Below are 16,129 nucleotides of genomic sequence, written 5' to 3' on the forward strand. Positions count from 1 at the left end.
GCATGACTGAGGTCCACGCGGTGGTGGGCGGGCCGGCGCCGGCCCAGGCAACTCCCGACCACGATCGGCCGGACGGACACACCGGCGAGGCGCGCGTCCGTGAGCTGCTCGGCCGGATGACGATCGAGGAGAAGGTCGCCCAGCTCGTCGGCTTCTGGGAGAAGGAGGACGGCGAGGCGGTCGCACCCCTGCAGGGCGAGTTCGGCGACGACGTCAAGCTGGAGGACTTCGCCCGGCAAGGACTCGGCCATCTCACCCGGGTCTACGGCACCCGCCCGGTCGACGCCGCGGCCCGCGCGGCCTGGCTGTGGAGATTCCAGCGGGACCTGGTGACGGGCACCAGGCTGGGCATACCGGCGATCGTCCACGAGGAGTGCCTCACCGGGCTCTCGGCGTGGAAGGCGGCCACCTTCCCCACCCCGCTGGGCTGGGGCGCCGCGTTCGACCCCGAGCTCGTCACCGAGATGGCCGCGGCGATCGGGGCCTCGATGCGGGCGCTGGGCATCCACCAGGGCCTCGCCCCGGTGCTCGACGTGATCCGGGACCCGCGCTGGGGTCGGGTCGACGAGTGCATCGCCGAGGACCCCTACCTGGTCGGCACCATCGGCACGTCGTACGTGCGCGGCCTCCAGTCGCAGGGCGTCCACGCCACGCTGAAGCACTTCGCCGGCTATTCCGCGTCGCGCGCCGGGCGCAACTTCGCCCCGGTGCACGCCGGCCCTCGGGAGCTCGCCGACGTGCTGTTCCCGCCGTTCGAGATGGCGATCCTCGACGGGAACGCGCGCAGCGTCATGCACTCCTACACCGAGATCGACGGCGTGCCCGTGGCCGCCGATCCGACGATGCTGACCGGCGTGCTGCGGGACAGCTGGGGCTTCGACGGCACGGTGGTGTCCGACTACTACGGTGTCGCCTTCCTGAACCTGCTGCACCACGTCGCGGCCGACCACGCGGGGGCGGCCGCGCAGGCGCTGGCCGCGGGAGTCGACGTCGAACTCCCGACGGGCGACGCCTATCTGACCCTGCGCGAGCAGGTGCGGGCCGGCAGGCTCGACGAAGCGCTCGTCGACCGGGCGGTGCTGCGGGTCCTGCGCGAGAAGCTGGAGCTCGGGCTGCTCGACGCCACGTTCACCGACGAGCCGCCCCGGGCGGTCGACCTCGACTCGCCGGAGCACCGGGCGATCGCCCGCCGCCTCGCCGAGAAGTCGGTCGTCCTGGTCGCCAACCAGGGCGTCCTTCCGCTGCCCGCGGGCCGGCGCGTGGCGGTCATCGGTCCGAACGCGGACCGGCAGGCCGCGCTCTTCGGGTGCTACTCCTTCCTCAACCACGTGCTCGTCCAGCACCCCGGCGTCGAGACCGGCATCGAGGTGCCGACGGTCCTCGACGCCCTGCGTGCCGAGGTCGGCGCCGATCTCGTCACCTGGTCGAGCGGCTGCGACGTGGACAGCGACGACCGGTCCGGTTTCGACGAGGCGGTCGCCGTCGCGTCCGCCGCGGACGTCGCCGTCCTGGTCGTCGGGGATCACGCCGGCCTCTTCGGGCGTGGCACGGTCGGCGAAGGCTGCGACCGGGAGGACCTGGAGCTGCCCGGAGTCCAGCGCGAGCTCGTGGAGGCCGTGCTGGCCACGGGCACCCCGGTCGTCCTCGTGCTGCTCACCGGCCGGCCGTACGCGATCGGCTGGGCGCTGTCGCGCTGCGCGGCGGTGGTGCAGGCGTTCTTCCCCGGCGAGGAGGGAGCCGGAGCGATCGCGGGCGTGCTGTCCGGGCGGGTCAACCCGTCGGGCAAGCTGCCGGTCAGCCTGCCCGGCTCGGCGGGGTCGCAGCCGTACTCCTACCTGCACCCCGCGCTCGGCGAGGGCAGCGAGGTGACCAACCTGCCGGCGACCCCCGCGGCGGAGTTCGGCCACGGCCTGTCGTACACGACGTTCGCGCACACCGGCCTCGGCGCGCCGGCGACGGCACCGACCGACGGGGCGCTGCACGTGGCGGTGCGCGTGACGAACACCGGCGCGGTCGCCGGCGACGACGTGGTCCAGCTCTACGGCCGTGACCTGGTCGCCTCGGTGACCCGGCCGGTGGCGCAACTGCTCGGCTACCGGCGGGTCCACCTGGCCCCGGGCCAGTCGGTCACCGTCGAGCTGACGGTCCCCACCACTCGCCTGGCCTTCTCCGACCGCACGCTCACCCGGGTCGTGGAGCCCGGCGACGTCGAACTCTGGATCGGCACGAGCGCCCGCCGGGACACGGAGGCGCTGACCACCCTGGTCGGTGACACCGTGCCGGTCACCACCGAGGCTCCGCGCTGGACGACGACCGAGATCAGGTGAGGTCGGTCCGCCGGGCGTCCACGGGGGACGCCCGGCGGACCGGCACACGCTCAGTGGATGGGCCGTCCTCGGGCGTCCGGCACCCCGGACTTGCGGAAGAAGTAGGCGTTGACCTGGTCCCGCCACTCCTGCGCGCAGCGCAGCTGTTCGTCGAGGCGTTCGCGGACCCGGTCGTACACCCCCGGGTCGAGCCGCCCGGCCAGCCCCTCCCACCGCCGTCGCATGGTGACCACCTGCTCGTACCCGGCGAAGTGGGTGTCGTAGATGTGCTGGATGACGGTGGACCCGTCGTGCAGCAGGTGCCCGTACGGCACGTGGTGGAAGAAGAGCAGCAGCTCGTCGGGGCACCGGTCGGGTGACTCGTACACGTCGCGCCACGGCGGCGGATACTGCCCCGTGAATCCGCTGCCTGAGGCCCGGGTGCGGTCGACGCCCACGCCGTCCCGATCGGCGAAGTGGTAGGTGCCCCAGGGGGTGTACTCGTACCCGTCCACGTCGGGGCCGTAGTGGTGACCGGGGCGGACCATGAAACCGACCCCCAGCGGCGCGGTGTACCGCTCGTAGGTCCGCCACGAGTCGTCCATGATCGCGTGCAGCGCCCGGCGCACCAGCCCGGGACAGCCCGGCGCCGGCCGCACGAAGGTCAGGTCGATCCACTCGTCGAGCACCGCCACCGGATCCAGGCGGGGATCCCAGGCCAGCCGACCGAACGCGTACAGGTTCGCCTGCGCGAGCGGGTGCCCGGTCCAGAACGGGTCGTCGCCCACGTTGGAAACCCCCACCAACCCACCGCCGGCCGCCACGTCGGCGACCGTCGGCCCGCCGTCGCCCCACGGCGCGAACCCGAGCACCTCGCTCCACCAGGGAGCCAGGTAGCAGACGTGCCGCTGCTGGCCGGTGTACTCCTGGGTCGCCTGGAACTCCACCGCCAGCCGCGTGTTCGGCATGGCCGCGAGCACCGGGGACACCGGCTCCCTCGGCTGGAAGTCCATGGGCCCGTGCTTCACCTGGAGGATCACGTTGTCGCGGAACCGCCCGTCGAGGGGCGTGAAGTGGTCGTGGGCGGCACGGGCCCGGTCGGTCGACCGGTCACGCCAGTCCTGGCGGTGGTCGTAGACGAAGGCCCGCCAGTGCACCACGCCCCCGAACGGCGCCAGCGCGTCGGCGAGGAGGTTCGCACCGTCGGCGTGGCTGCGCCCGTACGCGAAGGGGCCCGGCTGCCCCTCGGAGTCCGCCTTCACCACGTAGCCGCCGAAGTCGGGGATGCTCTCGTACACGTTCCGGGTGGTGTCGGCCCACCACGTCCGCACGCCGTCGACCAGCGGATCCGCGGTCGGTAGGCCGCCGAGAGCGACGGGTGCGGCGAAGCTGACCGACAGGTGCACCCGGATCCCGTACGGCCGCAGGACGTCCGCGATCGCGGCGACGTCGCCGAGCCCGTCGGTCAGCAGGCGCGCCTCGGTGGCATGGACGTTCACGTTGTTCACCGAGACCGCGTTGACGCCGCAGGCGGCCAGCAGCCGCCCGTAGGCGCCGACCCGGGTCAGGTCGTCGCGCCGGGCGCCGTCCCGCCAGAAGATGGACCCGCCGGCGTAGCCGCGCTCGACCTGCCCCATCACCGGGTGCACGTCGACGTTGTCCCAGTGGTCGAGCATGCGCAGCCGCACGGCCGGGCGGTGCAGTTCCGTCGGGCGGGTCAGGCCGAACGCCGACTCGCCGAGCCGGACCAGGTGGAACAGGCCGTAGAGCAGGCCGGCGGGCGCCTCGGCCAGCACCACGGTGACCTCGGCGTGCCGGGCCAGCAGGAAACCCTCCTCGCCGAGCGCGCCGGCCCCGTGGCGCCGCTGGTACCCGACCTGGACCGCGGCTGCGGCGACCGGCAGGAGGGCGGCCGGGACCAGCGCGAGCACCAGGTCGTACGGCGTGCCCGCGGCCGGCCGGTCGGGGGACGCCGGCCGCGGCGGGGGCCGGTCGGTGCTGCCGCCGTACCGGGCGCAGGCTCGGGAGATCTCGTCGCGGACCGTGTCGACGAGCACGCCGTCGCCGCAGACCAGACTGCGCCTTGCACCGATGGCGCCGAACGCCTCCGGCGGCAGCCAGGCGGCGTGCACACCGTCCGACCGGGCCGTGTTCACCGGATCTCCCGGGTCGCGCGGGCCGATGGCGGCGGCCTCATGCGTCCTCACGGACCACCAGGACCTCCCGCGGGCCGAGCCGGACCGCCTGCCCGCGCTCGATCCGGTCGCCGCTGAGCAGGTCGACACCACCGTCGCAGGCGGCCACCTCGACGGGCTCGGCCCGGTGGTTGAGCAGGAAACGCAGTCGCGCCCCGCCCGGGGTGACCCGCACGGCGGCCTCCAGATCCGGCACGTCCGCGTACGGTCCGGCCAGGCCGTGCCGGTCGAGTACCCGCCGGACCACCCAGGACACCCCCTCCTGATCCAGCCCGGCCCCCACGTACCAGCCGTCACCGGCGCCGAAGGCGTTCCTGGTGACGGCCGGGGTGCCGGCGTAGAAGTCGTCCTGGTAGGTGCCCACGACCTCGGCCCCCTCGGGGATCACCAGCTCGAACAGCAGCCGTGCGGCCACCTCGACCCGGTCGGCGCCGGCCCGCAGGAGCACGGGGTTGACGAATCCCGGTCCGCGGGCGTCCCACTCGTCGACGCGCACGCCCATGAGCCGCCCGAGCGGGCCGGGCACGTCCATCAGGAAGGCGTTGTCGTTCTCGTCCACCCGCCCCGACAGGAACGTCGTCAGCACCGAGCCGCCCCGCTCGGCCACCTCCGCCAGCCGCTGCGGGAGGTCGCCCTTGACCATGTGCAGCGCCGGCGCGACGACCACGTCGTAGCGGGACAGGTCCGCCGTCACCGCGACCACGTCGATGTCGACCCCCGCGTCCCAGAGCGCCCGGTGGTAGGCCAGCACCACCTGCTGGTAGCGGACCAGCCGGGAAGGGCCGTCGGAGATCTCCAGCGCCCACCAGCTGTCCCAGTCGAACAGCAGCGCGACCCGGGCCGGGGTCCGCGCGCCCAGCGTCGCCGCACCGAGCCGGTCGAACTCGGCGCCGAGCTGTGCGACCTCCCGGAACACCCGGGTGTCCGACCGGCCCGAGTGGCCGATGACCGCACCGTGGTACTTCTCGCTGGCCCCCCGCGAGGCGCGCAACTGGAAGAACAGCACCGCGTCCGCGCCGTGTGCCACCGCCTGCCAGCTCCACAGCCGCAGCACGCCCGGCCGTTTCAGCGGGTTCACGTCCCGGCAGGCGGTGTGGCTCGGGGTCTGCTCCATCAGCCAGAACGGCTGGCCGTCCTTGAGCCCGCGCATCAGGTCGTGGGTCAGGGCCATCCAGGACGGTGAGCTGTCGTCCGGGGGATAGTTGTCCCACGAGGCGAAGTCGAGGTGGGGCGCCCAGCGGTGGTAGTCGATCGGCCGGTACATGCCCATGAAGTTGGTGGTGACCAGGACGTCCGGGCTTGCCTCCCGGATCGCCGCCTTCTCGTCGAGGTAGTTGGCCAGCATGGCGTCGGACATGAACCTGCGGTAGTCCAGGGTGATCCCCGGGAAGGCGGTGTGGTCCGGCCCGCGCCAGTGCTCGGTGAGGGCCGACGGCGGCTCGATCTCCTCCCAGTCGGTGAAGGTGTGCGACCAGAAGGTGGTGTACCAGGCCGCGTTGAGCGCCTCCAGCGTGCCGTACCCCCGGCGCAGCCAGTCCCGGAAGCCCGCGGCGCACCGGGGGCAGTAGCAGGCGCCGCCGTACTCGTTGCCGACGTGCCACGCGACGATCGACGGGTTCGCGGCGTAGCGCCGGGCGACCCGCCGGGCCAGCTCGGCGGAGAGCCGACGGAACACCGGGGAACTGGGGCACGAGTTGTGCCGCTGGCCGAACCCGTGCCGCCGTCCCTCGAAGTCCGTGCGCGTCACCTCGGGATGGGCGCGGGCCAGCCACGCCGGGTGGGCGCCCGTTCCGGTCGCCAGGCAGATCCTCCGGCCCTCGGCGGTCGCGCGTGCCACGATGCGGTCGAGCAGCGTGAAGTCGTAGACGTCCGGGGCGGGCTGGGTCAGCGCCCAGTCGAAGACGCCCAGGGTGACGAGATCGATCCGGGCCAGGTCGAAGAGCTGGTAGTCCTGGTCCCACACCGGCTCCGGCCACTGCTCGGGGTTGTAGTCCCCACCGAAGGGCACCTTGGCGGTGGCCGGGAGGCTCACGCGGTGAACTCGTTCCGGATCATGGCGATCATCGGGTCGCTGCCGCGCAGCAGGGCCAGCACCAGCACCGCGCCCAGCGCCACCAGCAGCGCCTCCGAGGTGACCAGCACCAGGGCGGCCGCCGCGGCCAGCAGGCCGGCGACGCCCAGCGTGCCGACGGGGGTACGCAGGACGAAGAACCGGGCGAGCCGGATGACGTCCCGCACCCGGAAGGCGAACAACGAGGTGATCACCAGCGCGTTGAGGCCGACCAGGGCCGCGCCCGCCCCGACCAGCACCAGCGGCACCGCCCACCAGCGGGGCAGGGCCGCGGCCGACAGGTGGGCGAGGTTGACGGCGATGACGGTCAGCCACAGCAGCAACGGAACCCAGATCAGCAGGGCGTCCCGGAGGTTGGTCCGATAGCCGCGCCAGAAGACCCGCGCGGGGCGCAGGTCGGTCAGGTCCAGGCGCTGGTGGTGCAGCGTGTAGAACGCGGCGGAGAGAGCGGGGCCGAGCGGGACCGCGCAGGCCGCGACCAGCGGAAGGTTGCTGACGTCCCGATCCAGCAACGCGAGCGCGACCAGGCCGGGCGCGGTGGTGACCAGCAGCAGCAGTTCCACCACCAGCAGGATGTAGATCAGCGCCGCGGCGCGGGACAGCGGACCGTCGCCGAACTGGCGCCGGGCGCGCACGACGTCACTCATGCCGACTCCTCTCCGGCGGCCTGGCCGAGCAGCCGCTCGTCCGCCCACCACGGCGGGGTCTCGTCGGTGACGGCGGTGAACTCGGCCAGGGTCACCTCGTGCCGCGAGAGGTGCAGGTCGAGCGCGACGCGGCCGGCCACGATCGGCAGGTTCGCGTGCCGCCGCGCGGGCTCGGCCGCCTCCCGCAGGGCGTTCAGCTGGCGAGCGTGCGGGGAGCGCGGCCGCCCCATCTCGCACCACGCCCGCCAGGCGTTGCCCGCCTCCTCGCTGACCGACGAGCGCAGCAGGAAGGCGGAGGTCGCCCCGGGCGACGGCAGCGGCAGGGACAGCCGCACCGTGTGGACCTCGGGGACCGGCTCGCGGCCGGTGACGTCCACGGGCGCCCAGGCCAGCACCGTGATCCGGCCGGTGGAGTCGCGGGTGGCCAGGTGGTCCGCGCCGCGCGCGAGGACCTGGTCACCCATCCGGGCCAGGAAGGCGTACAGGTGGTAGGTCGGCTTCTTGACCTGGCGGTGGGTGAGCAGGCCGAAGCCGCCGTGGAACAGCGAGGTCGGCACCCCCTCCTCCTCGAACATGTCGCTGAAGGTCCAGTAGGAGAAGGAGTCGACCAGGTCCCCGCCGGCGGTCACCACCGGGGCGAGGTACGCGGCGTGGAATGCGGTGTCGTGGATCGGGTTGTCCGGCCGGTAGGAGGAGTTGAACTCGGTGATGTGCACCGGCAGCCCCGCCAGGGCGGTGTCCCGCAGCAGCTCGCGCGGGGTGGCGAACTGCTCCAGCAGCCCGGACGCCGGGGTCAGCGTCTGATGCACCCCGAAGGGCACGTGCTGGGCCGGCCCGGAGGTGTAGGCGTGCTTGCTGACGAAGTCGATCGGCACCGACCGGGCGGCGACGAAATCGGCGAAACGGGGCAGCCATTCGTCGGCGCCGGGGGAGAGCGCCGGGCCGCCCACCTGGAGGTCGGCGTCGACGTCCTTCACGGCGTGCGCGGTCACCTCGTACAGCCGGTGGTACGCGGCCTCGTCCGCGCCCTGCCAGAAGTGGGTGAGGTTGGGTTCGTTCCACACCTCGATCGGCCAGCCGCGGACCTCGTCGAGCCCGTAGCGGTCGACGAGGTGGGTGATCGTGCCCCGGACCAGGTCCACCCACTCGCTCCAGGACCGTGGCGGGGTGACGTTGCCGCGCCACCAGAACACCGTCTGGTCACCGGAGGCGAGGCCGGAGGGCATGAAACCCAGCTCCAGGAAGGGTCGGATGCCGAGTTCGAGGTAGGTGTCGACCACCTGGTCGACGTACGTGAACGCGTGGCGCACGTGCCGTGCCCCGCGGTACTCGTAGGGCCGGTGGACCCCCGTGCCGTCGCTCAGCAGCCCGTGGCCGCGGATGTGCCGGAAGCCGATCGCGCGCTGGATCAGCGCCAGCGAGTCCTGGTGGTCCCGCCGCAGGGCGAGGTCGAACCGGCCGGTGCCGACGCAGGCGCGCCAGGCATCGCCCAGCCGGCCCGCGGCCTCATCCGGCACGACGATCCGCATGCCCGTCTCCTCCGCCCTGCGGCCGGCGGTGGTCAGCCGTGCTTCTTCTGGTAGCGGTCGTACGCCTTGTTGACGACGTCCACGTAGGAGCCCATGTTCTTGCCGTTGAGCTCGTTGACGTACGCGTCCCACTCGCCGAGGGCGCGCTGGCCCAGGATGAACTTCAGCGTGTTCGCGTAGACGTAGTCCTTCAGCGGCGTCTCCCAGAGGGTCACCTGCTCGCGTTCGGCGTCGCTGAGCGGGTGCGGCGGCGCGACCGCGTGGTTCGGGCGCGCGTTGAGCACCTTCTGGAACTCCATCTCCTCCGGCGAGAAGAAGGACTGGACCAGCTCGAGGGGGCCGCCGTAGGCGAAGATGCCGTTGTAGAAGCCGAAGTCCTTCTGCAGGTGCTTCGTTCCCTTGGGGTTGAGCCCGATGACGTCGACATCGGCGGCGAGGGTGCGCTTGCCGGACGAGTCCTTGGTGTAGGTGGTGCCCTCGACACCCCACTTGGCGAACTCCTGGCCGGCGTCCGAATACCAGAGCCAGTCGATGAACTGCATCATCGCCACGAAGTTCTTGCTGTCCCGGGCCTTCTTGGAGATCATGATTCCGTTCTCGAGCCGGGGCGCCGGGTTCATCGGTCCGGCCGGCCCGATCGGGAACGGGATCTTGGCCATCCGCGCGTCCGGCAGCGTCGTGGCCATGTCCTTCCGGTAGTCGTTGACCAGGGTCTGGGCGTTGCTGCTGATCACGAATGACTTGCCGCTGGCCAGCTTCTGGCGGGCCTGGTCGTCGGTCTGGGTGAAGGTCTCCGGGTCGAGCAGCCCTTCGGCGACCAGCTTGTGCAGGTACTCCAGGAGCGCCTTGTACTTCTCCGACGCACCGGTGTAGACGAACTTCTTGGCGCTCGCGTCCCAGCTGGTGTGCTGGAAGTTCCAGCCGGCACCTTCCAGGCCGTAGGCGAGGGCGAGCATGTTCAGCAGGTTGCCGGCGGGGTTGGGCTTGCCGAACCGGTCGGAGAACGGGTAGACGTTCGGGTACCTGGCCTTCATCGCCTTGAGCATGGTGTAGACGTCGTCCCAGGTCTGCGGGACCGGGATCCTGAGCTCCTCCAGGATGTCCATCCGGACCGCGAGGGTGTAGTCCTGCCAGGGCTTCTCGTGCAGGCCGGGCAGCAGATAGAACTTGCCGTCCTCCTGCCGCAGCGTGTCGATCTCCGGCTGGAGGCTCCACTTCTCGATCCGGTCCTTGAAGTTCGGCATCAGGTCGAGGTAGTCGCTGACCGGGAGGATCGCGCCCGAGGAGACGTACGCCTCCTCCTGCGGGTGATAGGTCTTGGGAATGATGAACGGGGCGTCACCGGCGCCGACCAGGACGCTGCGCTTCTGCTCGTAGTCGCTCAGCGGCACGGCTACCGGATCGATCTTGACCCCGGTGCGCTTGGACAGCTCCGACCAGAACAGCCAGTCGTCCTTCAGCGGGTAGTTCGGGTGGTTGTTGTAGAGCATCGAGAAGGACACCGGCACGGTGGCCTTGAACTGGTCGCCGACGCCGTACTCGTCCATGGCGCCGGCCCGGTTGTCGCCGAGGTCCTTCTCGTCGGCCTTGTCGTCGCCGCAGCCGGCCATCGAGACGACGGCGGCCGCGCCGGCGGCGGCCAGCAACTGGCGCCGGGATAGCTGGACCATGGGTAGTTCCTTTCGGGTGGGGGAGCGGTGCGGGTGGTGGTGCCGGTGGCTATCCCTTGACGGCGCCGAGCATGACTCCGGAGACGAAGTACCGCTGGATGAAGGGGTAGACCGCCAGGATGGGCAGGACCGTGAGCACGATGGTCACGGACTGGATGGTGGCGGCGGACTGCACGACGTCGCTGGCGCTGCCGAGGCCGCCGGCGGTCGAGGTCGCGTCGGTCGCGCCGGCGATGAGGTTGCGCAGGTACACCGTCACCGGGAACAGGTCCATGCGGTCCATGTACAGGAACGCGGCGAACCAGGAGTTCCAGAAGGCGACGGCGTAGAACAGGAACATCGTGGCGACCATCGCCTTGGACAGCGGCAGCACGATCCGCAGCAGGATGCCGTACGTGTTCAGCCCGTCGACCGCGGCGGCCTCCTCCAGCTCGACCGGCAGGCTCTCGAAGAACGCCTTCATGACGAGCAGGTTGAACACGCTGATGGCGTTGGGCAGCGCGATGGCCCACACGCTGTTCTTCAACCCGAGGCTGGTGACCAGGACATAGTTGGGGATCAGCCCGCCGCTGAAGAACATGGTGAACACGGCGATCCCGACCAGCACGCTCCGGCCCTTGAGGTGTGTCTTGGACAGCACGTACGCGTAGCAGGTGGTCAGCACGAGTGAGACGGCCGTGGCGACAGCCGTGTACACCACCGTGTTGCGATAGCTCGTCCAGAACGTCGGATCGGACATCACGGCCTTGTACGCGGCGACGTTGAACCCGCGCGGGACCAGGTTCACCTCGCCCGACACGATGTACGCGTTGTCGCTGAGCGAGCGCGCCACGATGGTGACGAACGGGTACAGCGTCACCACCACGACCACGGTCAGGACGATGGCGTTGACCACCCGGAAGACCCGGTAGCCCCGGCCGGTGTCGGGACCGCGCCGGCGGCCGGTCGCGGGGGCGGGCCCGGTCGTGTCGACGTTCACCACAGGCTCGTCCCCACCGCTCGTCGGGAGATGGCGTTCGCCGACAGCACCAGCGTCAGCCCGATCACGGACTCGAACAGGCCGATCGCCGCCGCGTAGCTGAAGTTGTTGGAGACGATGCCGACCCGGAACAGGTAGGTCGAGATCACGTCGGCCGTCGGGTAGGTCAACGGGTTGTACAGCAGCAGGATCTTCTCGAACCCGACCGCCATGAACGTGCCGACGTTGAGGATCAGCAGGGTCATCATGGTGGGCCGGATCCCGGGCAGCGTCACGTGCCAGGTCTGCCGCCACCGGCTGGCCCCGTCGATCCGGGCCGCCTCGTACAGGTCCTCGTCGATGGTGGTCAGCGCGGCCAGGTAGAGGATGGTGCCCCAGCCGACGGTCTGCCAGATCTCCGAGGAGACGTAGATGCTCCGGAACCACCCGGCACGCTGCAGGAACGGCACCGCCTCGCCACCGACGGCCCGGATGAGCTGGTTCACCGTCCCGTCGACCGAGACCAGCTGCATGACCATCGCCGCGACGATCACGATGGACAGGAAGTGCGGCAGGTAGGACACCGACTGGACGAACCGCTTGAGCCGGCGGCTGCGCAGCTCGTTGAGGAGCAGGGCCAGCACGATCGGCAGGGGGAAGCAGAACAGCAGGGTCAGCGCACCCAGCGCCAGGGTGTTGACAAAGACGTCCCAGAACGTCGGGTCGGTGAGGAACATCCTGACGTACCGGAGGCCCACCCAGTACTCGCCGAAGACGCTGCCGCCCGGCTGGAACCGCCGGAACGCGATCACGTTGCCGAGCATCGGCAGGTAGCGGAAGACCAGGAAGAACAGCAGCGGCAGGATCGCCAGCGAGTAGAGCTGCCAGTCCCGGCGTACCGCGTGGCGCCAGGTGCGGCGGCGGACCGGTGTGGGCGGCGGCGCGGTGGCGGCGGCCGGGGTACGTCGGGCCGGCGACAGGGTCCGATCCCGCCTCTCGTCGGCGTCCACGGCCACCACCGGACCGTCCACGGGCACCGGGTCGGTCATGCGCACCCCCTGCTTCCGGCCAGCAACCGTCCCGCCCGGGGCGCACGCTCCGCGTCGAAAGTTTCGGTACTGCCGCGATACTTGTTGCGGGAACTTTAGTGCCTCCCGTCGATGTGTCAAGAGGCGTGGGACAAGCGCTTTCCCGGCCGCCGGGCGCTCCGGGGCATCGACGGTGATGCCCCGGACGGTGGACGGGCGCCGTCGCGGTGCCGCCGGGAGCCATGGAGTTCTGTGCTAGCGTGCGCCGAAAGTTTCGGCGGCGGGCACCGTCCCGTACCGCTACCGCCGCCCGTCCCGGCGCGAGGAGTCGTGGCCATGTTCGACCTTCCCCTCGACGAGCTGAGGCGGTACGCGCCCGCGGTGCGCGAGCCGGCCGACTTCGACGCCTTCTGGCGATCGACGCTGGCGGCGGAGGCCACCCGTCCCGTGCTCCTCGACGTCCGCCCGGAACCGACCGAGCTGCGCCTGGTCGACTCCTGGGACGTGACGTTCGCCGGCTTCGGCGGCGACCCGGTCCGGGCCTGGTACACCCGCCCGGCCGGAGTGGACGCACCGCTGCCCGTGGTCGTGGAGTACGTCGGCTACGGGCGGGGGCGGGGCCTGCCGCACGAGCGGCTGACCTGGCCGGTGGCCGGCTACGCGCACCTGCTCATGGACGCCCGGGGCCAGTCCGGCCGGTACGGCAGCGGGGACACCCCCGATCCGCACGCCGGCGCGGCCGGCGGACCCTCGCCGGTGACCTGGGGCATCCTGGATCCCGAGGGCTACCACTACCGGCGGCTCATCACGGACGCGGTGCGCGCCGTCCAGGCGGCGCGGGCGCTGGCCGGGGTCGACCCCGCCCGGGTCGTCGCCGCCGGCAACAGCCAGGGCGGCGGCCTCGCCCTCGCCGTGGCGGGGCTCGTCCCCGATCTCGCGGCGCTGCTCAGCACGGCCCCGTTCCTGTGCCACCTCCAGCGCGCCGTCGAGATCACCGACGTCGGGCCGTACGGCGAGATCGCGGAGTACCTGGCGGTCGACCGGGAGGCCGAGGAGCGGGTCCGGCGCACGCTGTCCTACATGGACGGGGTCGCGTTCGCCCGCCGGGCGGCCGCGCCCGCGCACTTCGGGATCAGCCTGCGCGACCGGGTCTGTCCACCGAGCACCGGGTTCGCGGCCTACAACCAGTACGGCGCCGCCAACGGCCGGCCGGAGCCGGTGGACCGGGAGATCCACGTCTACCCGTTCAACCAGCACGAGGGCGGTGAGGCCGTGCAGGTGCGGCGGCAGCTGCGCTGGCTGGCCCGGGTGCTCGGCACGCCGGTCGCAGCCGCACCGGCCGAGGTTGACGGCCGCGCCGGGCGGTCCTAGCGTGCCGGGAGATCGCGGCACTGTTCCGGAAACCTTCCGGCCCTTTCCGGCCGGCTGGTCCGCGCACCCGACGAGCGGAGAGGCGGCCGTGTACACCGACCTGCCCGAGGCGCAGCTGCGCGCCCACCGCAGCGACCTGCGGGAGCCGCCGGACTTCGACACGTTCTGGGCCGACACCCTCGCCGAGGCCCGGTCCTGCGGCGACCCGGTCGAGGTGACCGCGGTGGCCACCCCGCTGGTCGGGCTGGACGTCTTCGACGTGACCTTCCCGGGCTTCGCCGGGCAGCCGGTGAAGGCGTGGCTGCGGGTGCCCCGGGACGCGCCGGGGCCGCTGCCGGCGATCGTGCAGTACGTCGGCTACGGCGGCGGACGCGGTCATCCGCTGGAGAACCTGCTCTGGGCCGCCGCCGGGTTCGCCCACCTGCAGATGGACACCCGCGGCCAGGGGTCCGGCTGGAGCCGGGGCGACACCCCGGACATCGCCGGCGCCGGCCCGCAGGCGCCGGGGATGACCACCCGGGGTGTCGAGGACCCGCGCCGGTACTACTACCGCCGCTTCCTCACCGACGCGGTCCGGGCCGTCGACGCGGCACGCCGCCTCCCGGCCGTCGACGCCGGCCGGGTCGCTGTGCTCGGCCACAGCCAGGGCGGCGGTGCGGCGCTCGCCGCCGCCGCTCTCGTGCCGGACCTGCGCGCGGCGGTCGCGTACGTGCCGTTCCTGTGCGACATGCCGCGCGCCGTGACGATCACCGACTCCGCGCCCTACCGGGAGATCCGGGACTACCTGGCGGTGCACCGGGACCGCGAGGAGCAGGTGCTGCGCACCCTCGGCTACGTCGACGGGGTCGCCTTCGCCCGCCGCGCCACCGTGCCGGCCCGCTTCTCCGTGGCGCTGATGGACGAGATCGTGCCCCCGTCGACGGTCTTCGCCGCGGTCAACGCCTACCGGGGGCCGGTCGAGCTGGCGGTGTGGCGGTACAACGGCCACGAGGCGGGCGGGATCGACGACGACGCGGCGGCGCTGGAGTTCCTCCGTACCGCCCTCGACGGCTGATCACTCCGGAAGATTCCGGAACCGTCAAGCGGTTCGTGGGCTTCACGGCCGGGCTCTGCGCCGTCATGCTCCGGCCGCCGTCGACTGCTCACCTCGCCTGGTCAGGGGATACGTCTCGCGTCCACGATCTCTTGTGGCGTCGGGAGACTCCGCAACATTTCCGGAAGTTGTTGACAGCGCGATGACGTGCGGCCGATGCTTTCGGCATCGATGCCCATCCATCACCGCCGATGCGGACCACCCGCGACCTGAGCCGTCGAGAGAGGAAGAACGCAGATGACCGACGCCCCCGTCCGCTCGAGAACCCGCAGACCCGGACGCCTCCGAATGCTCATCGGCGGCGCCTGCGCCGCCGTCCTGGTCACCGCCGGCGCCACGGCCCTGCTGTCCAGCCCCGCGCAGGCCGAGACCGTGACGTCGAACTCGACCGGGACGAACAACGGCTACTTCTATTCCTTCTGGAAGGACAGTGGCAACGTCTCCATGAACATGGGTAGCGGCGGCCAGTACAGCACCCAGTGGAGCAACGTCAACAACTTCGTCGCCGGCAAGGGCTGGAATCCCGGCGCACGGCGGACGGTGACCTACTCCGGCACGTTCAACCCGTCCGGCAACGCCTACCTGACACTCTACGGGTGGACGAGGAACCCGCTCGTCGAGTACTACATCGTCGACAGCTGGGGCACCTACCGGCCCCCGGGTGGCCAGGGGTTCATGGGCACGGTCACCAGCGACGGCGGCACGTACGACATCTACCGGACGCAGCGGGTCAACGCGCCCTCCATCGAGGGCACCAGGACCTTCTACCAGTACTGGAGCGTCCGGCAGTCGAAGCGGGTGGGCGGCACCATCTCCGCCGGCAACCACTTCGACGCCTGGGCCCGGTACGGGATGAACCTGGGCAGCCACGACTACCAGATCCTGGCCACCGAGGGTTACCAGAGCAGCGGCAGCTCCAACATCACGGTCGGCGGCGGCGCGCCCGGCACGACCACCCCGCCGCCCGGCGGCGGCGGTTGCACGGTCAGCGTCAGCCGCGCCGACGAGTGGAGCGACCGGTTCAACGTGAACCTCTCGGTCAGCGGCAGCAGCAACTGGGTCGTCACCATCCGCACGAACGGCGGGCAGACCCTGCAGAACAGCTGGAACGCCTCGATCAGCGGCACCAGCGGCACCCTCACGGCCCGGCCGAACGGCAACGGCAACAACTTCGGCATCACGCTCTACAAGAACGGCAACAACACCACGCCCACCGCGAGCTGCGCGACCGGCTGACCGGCGTGCGGGTGGGGTGCCGTCG

Annotated in this window: 11 protein-coding genes; 4 read left to right on the plus strand and 7 right to left on the minus strand. The window is 71.6% G+C overall.

Annotated elements, in window-relative coordinates; translation table 11 throughout:
- The first annotated feature begins 2 nt into the window (after positions 1 to 2).
- On the plus strand, positions 3 to 2,327 hold the full coding sequence (locus ABZ452_RS31420) for a glycoside hydrolase family 3 N-terminal domain-containing protein (RefSeq protein WP_357950762.1): 2,325 nt from the start codon (positions 3 to 5) through the stop codon (positions 2,325 to 2,327).
- 50 nt (positions 2,328 to 2,377) lie between these two features.
- On the opposite strand, the gene ABZ452_RS31425 is transcribed toward ABZ452_RS31420, so the two are convergent.
- The 7 genes from ABZ452_RS31425 to ABZ452_RS31455 are packed head-to-tail and all read right to left on the minus strand — an operon-like array spanning position 2,378 to position 12,425.
- Positions 2,378 to 4,513 carry an alpha-glucuronidase gene (locus ABZ452_RS31425; RefSeq protein ID WP_357950766.1) on the minus strand — a complete coding sequence of 712 codons (2,136 nt, stop codon included), beginning with the start codon at positions 4,511 to 4,513 and terminating at the stop codon, positions 2,378 to 2,380.
- Positions 4,500 to 6,533 carry a beta-galactosidase gene (locus tag ABZ452_RS31430; protein ID WP_357950770.1) on the minus strand — a complete coding sequence of 678 codons (2,034 nt, stop codon included), beginning with the start codon at positions 6,531 to 6,533 and terminating at the stop codon, positions 4,500 to 4,502. Before ABZ452_RS31430 ends, ABZ452_RS31425 begins: the two co-directional genes overlap by 14 nt.
- Positions 6,530 to 7,219: a YesL family protein gene (locus tag ABZ452_RS31435; RefSeq protein WP_357950773.1), complete on the minus strand. Its 690-nt coding sequence runs from the start codon at positions 7,217 to 7,219 to the stop codon at positions 6,530 to 6,532. Before ABZ452_RS31435 ends, ABZ452_RS31430 begins: the two co-directional genes overlap by 4 nt.
- The gene (locus ABZ452_RS31440; RefSeq protein ID WP_357950775.1) at positions 7,216 to 8,748 is read right to left on the minus strand and encodes a xylan 1,4-beta-xylosidase; all 1,533 of its coding nucleotides are present in this window, start codon (positions 8,746 to 8,748) and stop codon (positions 7,216 to 7,218) included. The genes ABZ452_RS31435 and ABZ452_RS31440 overlap by 4 nt, the downstream gene beginning before the upstream one ends.
- Positions 8,749 to 8,780: 32 nt before the next feature.
- On the minus strand, positions 8,781 to 10,418 hold the full coding sequence (locus ABZ452_RS31445) for an extracellular solute-binding protein (protein ID WP_357950777.1): 1,638 nt from the start codon (positions 10,416 to 10,418) through the stop codon (positions 8,781 to 8,783).
- Positions 10,419 to 10,467: 49 nt separating this feature from the next.
- Positions 10,468 to 11,397: a carbohydrate ABC transporter permease gene (locus ABZ452_RS31450; RefSeq protein ID WP_357950778.1), complete on the minus strand. Its 930-nt coding sequence runs from the start codon at positions 11,395 to 11,397 to the stop codon at positions 10,468 to 10,470.
- On the minus strand, positions 11,394 to 12,425 hold the full coding sequence (locus ABZ452_RS31455) for an ABC transporter permease subunit (protein WP_357950781.1): 1,032 nt from the start codon (positions 12,423 to 12,425) through the stop codon (positions 11,394 to 11,396). The genes ABZ452_RS31450 and ABZ452_RS31455 overlap by 4 nt, the downstream gene beginning before the upstream one ends.
- A gap of 315 nt (positions 12,426 to 12,740) precedes the next feature.
- Here ABZ452_RS31455 and ABZ452_RS31460 point away from each other — a divergent pair, with 315 nt between their 5' ends.
- The 3 genes from ABZ452_RS31460 to ABZ452_RS31470 all read left to right on the plus strand — a co-directional run bounded on the left by ABZ452_RS31460 (position 12,741) and on the right by ABZ452_RS31470 (position 16,104).
- Positions 12,741 to 13,775 carry an acetylxylan esterase gene (locus ABZ452_RS31460; protein WP_357950784.1) on the plus strand — a complete coding sequence of 345 codons (1,035 nt, stop codon included), beginning with the start codon at positions 12,741 to 12,743 and terminating at the stop codon, positions 13,773 to 13,775.
- Positions 13,776 to 13,863: 88 nt separating this feature from the next.
- Positions 13,864 to 14,829, plus strand: coding sequence for an acetylxylan esterase (locus ABZ452_RS31465; RefSeq protein ID WP_357950787.1), 966 nt, complete (start codon positions 13,864 to 13,866; stop codon positions 14,827 to 14,829).
- 276 nt (positions 14,830 to 15,105) lie between these two features.
- Entirely contained in the window at positions 15,106 to 16,104 is a 999-nt protein-coding gene (locus ABZ452_RS31470; RefSeq protein ID WP_357950790.1) for a glycoside hydrolase family 11 protein, read from the plus strand.
- Positions 16,105 to 16,129 lie beyond the last annotated feature (25 nt).

The sequence above is a fragment of the Micromonospora sp. NPDC005707 genome, from assembly GCF_040631005.1.
Lineage (GTDB): Bacteria > Actinomycetota > Actinomycetes > Mycobacteriales > Micromonosporaceae > Micromonospora.

What these genes read in the sequence shown, in the direction of transcription:
- ABZ452_RS31420 (WP_357950762.1), top strand. Translation starts at nt 3, where the DNA reads ATGACTGAGGTCCACGCGGTGGTGGGCGGGCCGGCGCCGGCCCAGGCA.
- ABZ452_RS31435 (WP_357950773.1), bottom strand. Translation starts at nt 7,219, where the DNA reads ATGAGTGACGTCGTGCGCGCCCGGCGCCAGTTCGGCGACGGTCCGCTG.
- ABZ452_RS31440 (WP_357950775.1), bottom strand. Translation starts at nt 8,748, where the DNA reads ATGCGGATCGTCGTGCCGGATGAGGCCGCGGGCCGGCTGGGCGATGCC.
- ABZ452_RS31445 (WP_357950777.1), bottom strand. Translation starts at nt 10,418, where the DNA reads ATGGTCCAGCTATCCCGGCGCCAGTTGCTGGCCGCCGCCGGCGCGGCC.
- ABZ452_RS31455 (WP_357950781.1), bottom strand. Translation starts at nt 12,425, where the DNA reads ATGACCGACCCGGTGCCCGTGGACGGTCCGGTGGTGGCCGTGGACGCC.
- ABZ452_RS31460 (WP_357950784.1), top strand. Translation starts at nt 12,741, where the DNA reads ATGTTCGACCTTCCCCTCGACGAGCTGAGGCGGTACGCGCCCGCGGTG.
- ABZ452_RS31470 (WP_357950790.1), top strand. Translation starts at nt 15,106, where the DNA reads ATGACCGACGCCCCCGTCCGCTCGAGAACCCGCAGACCCGGACGCCTC.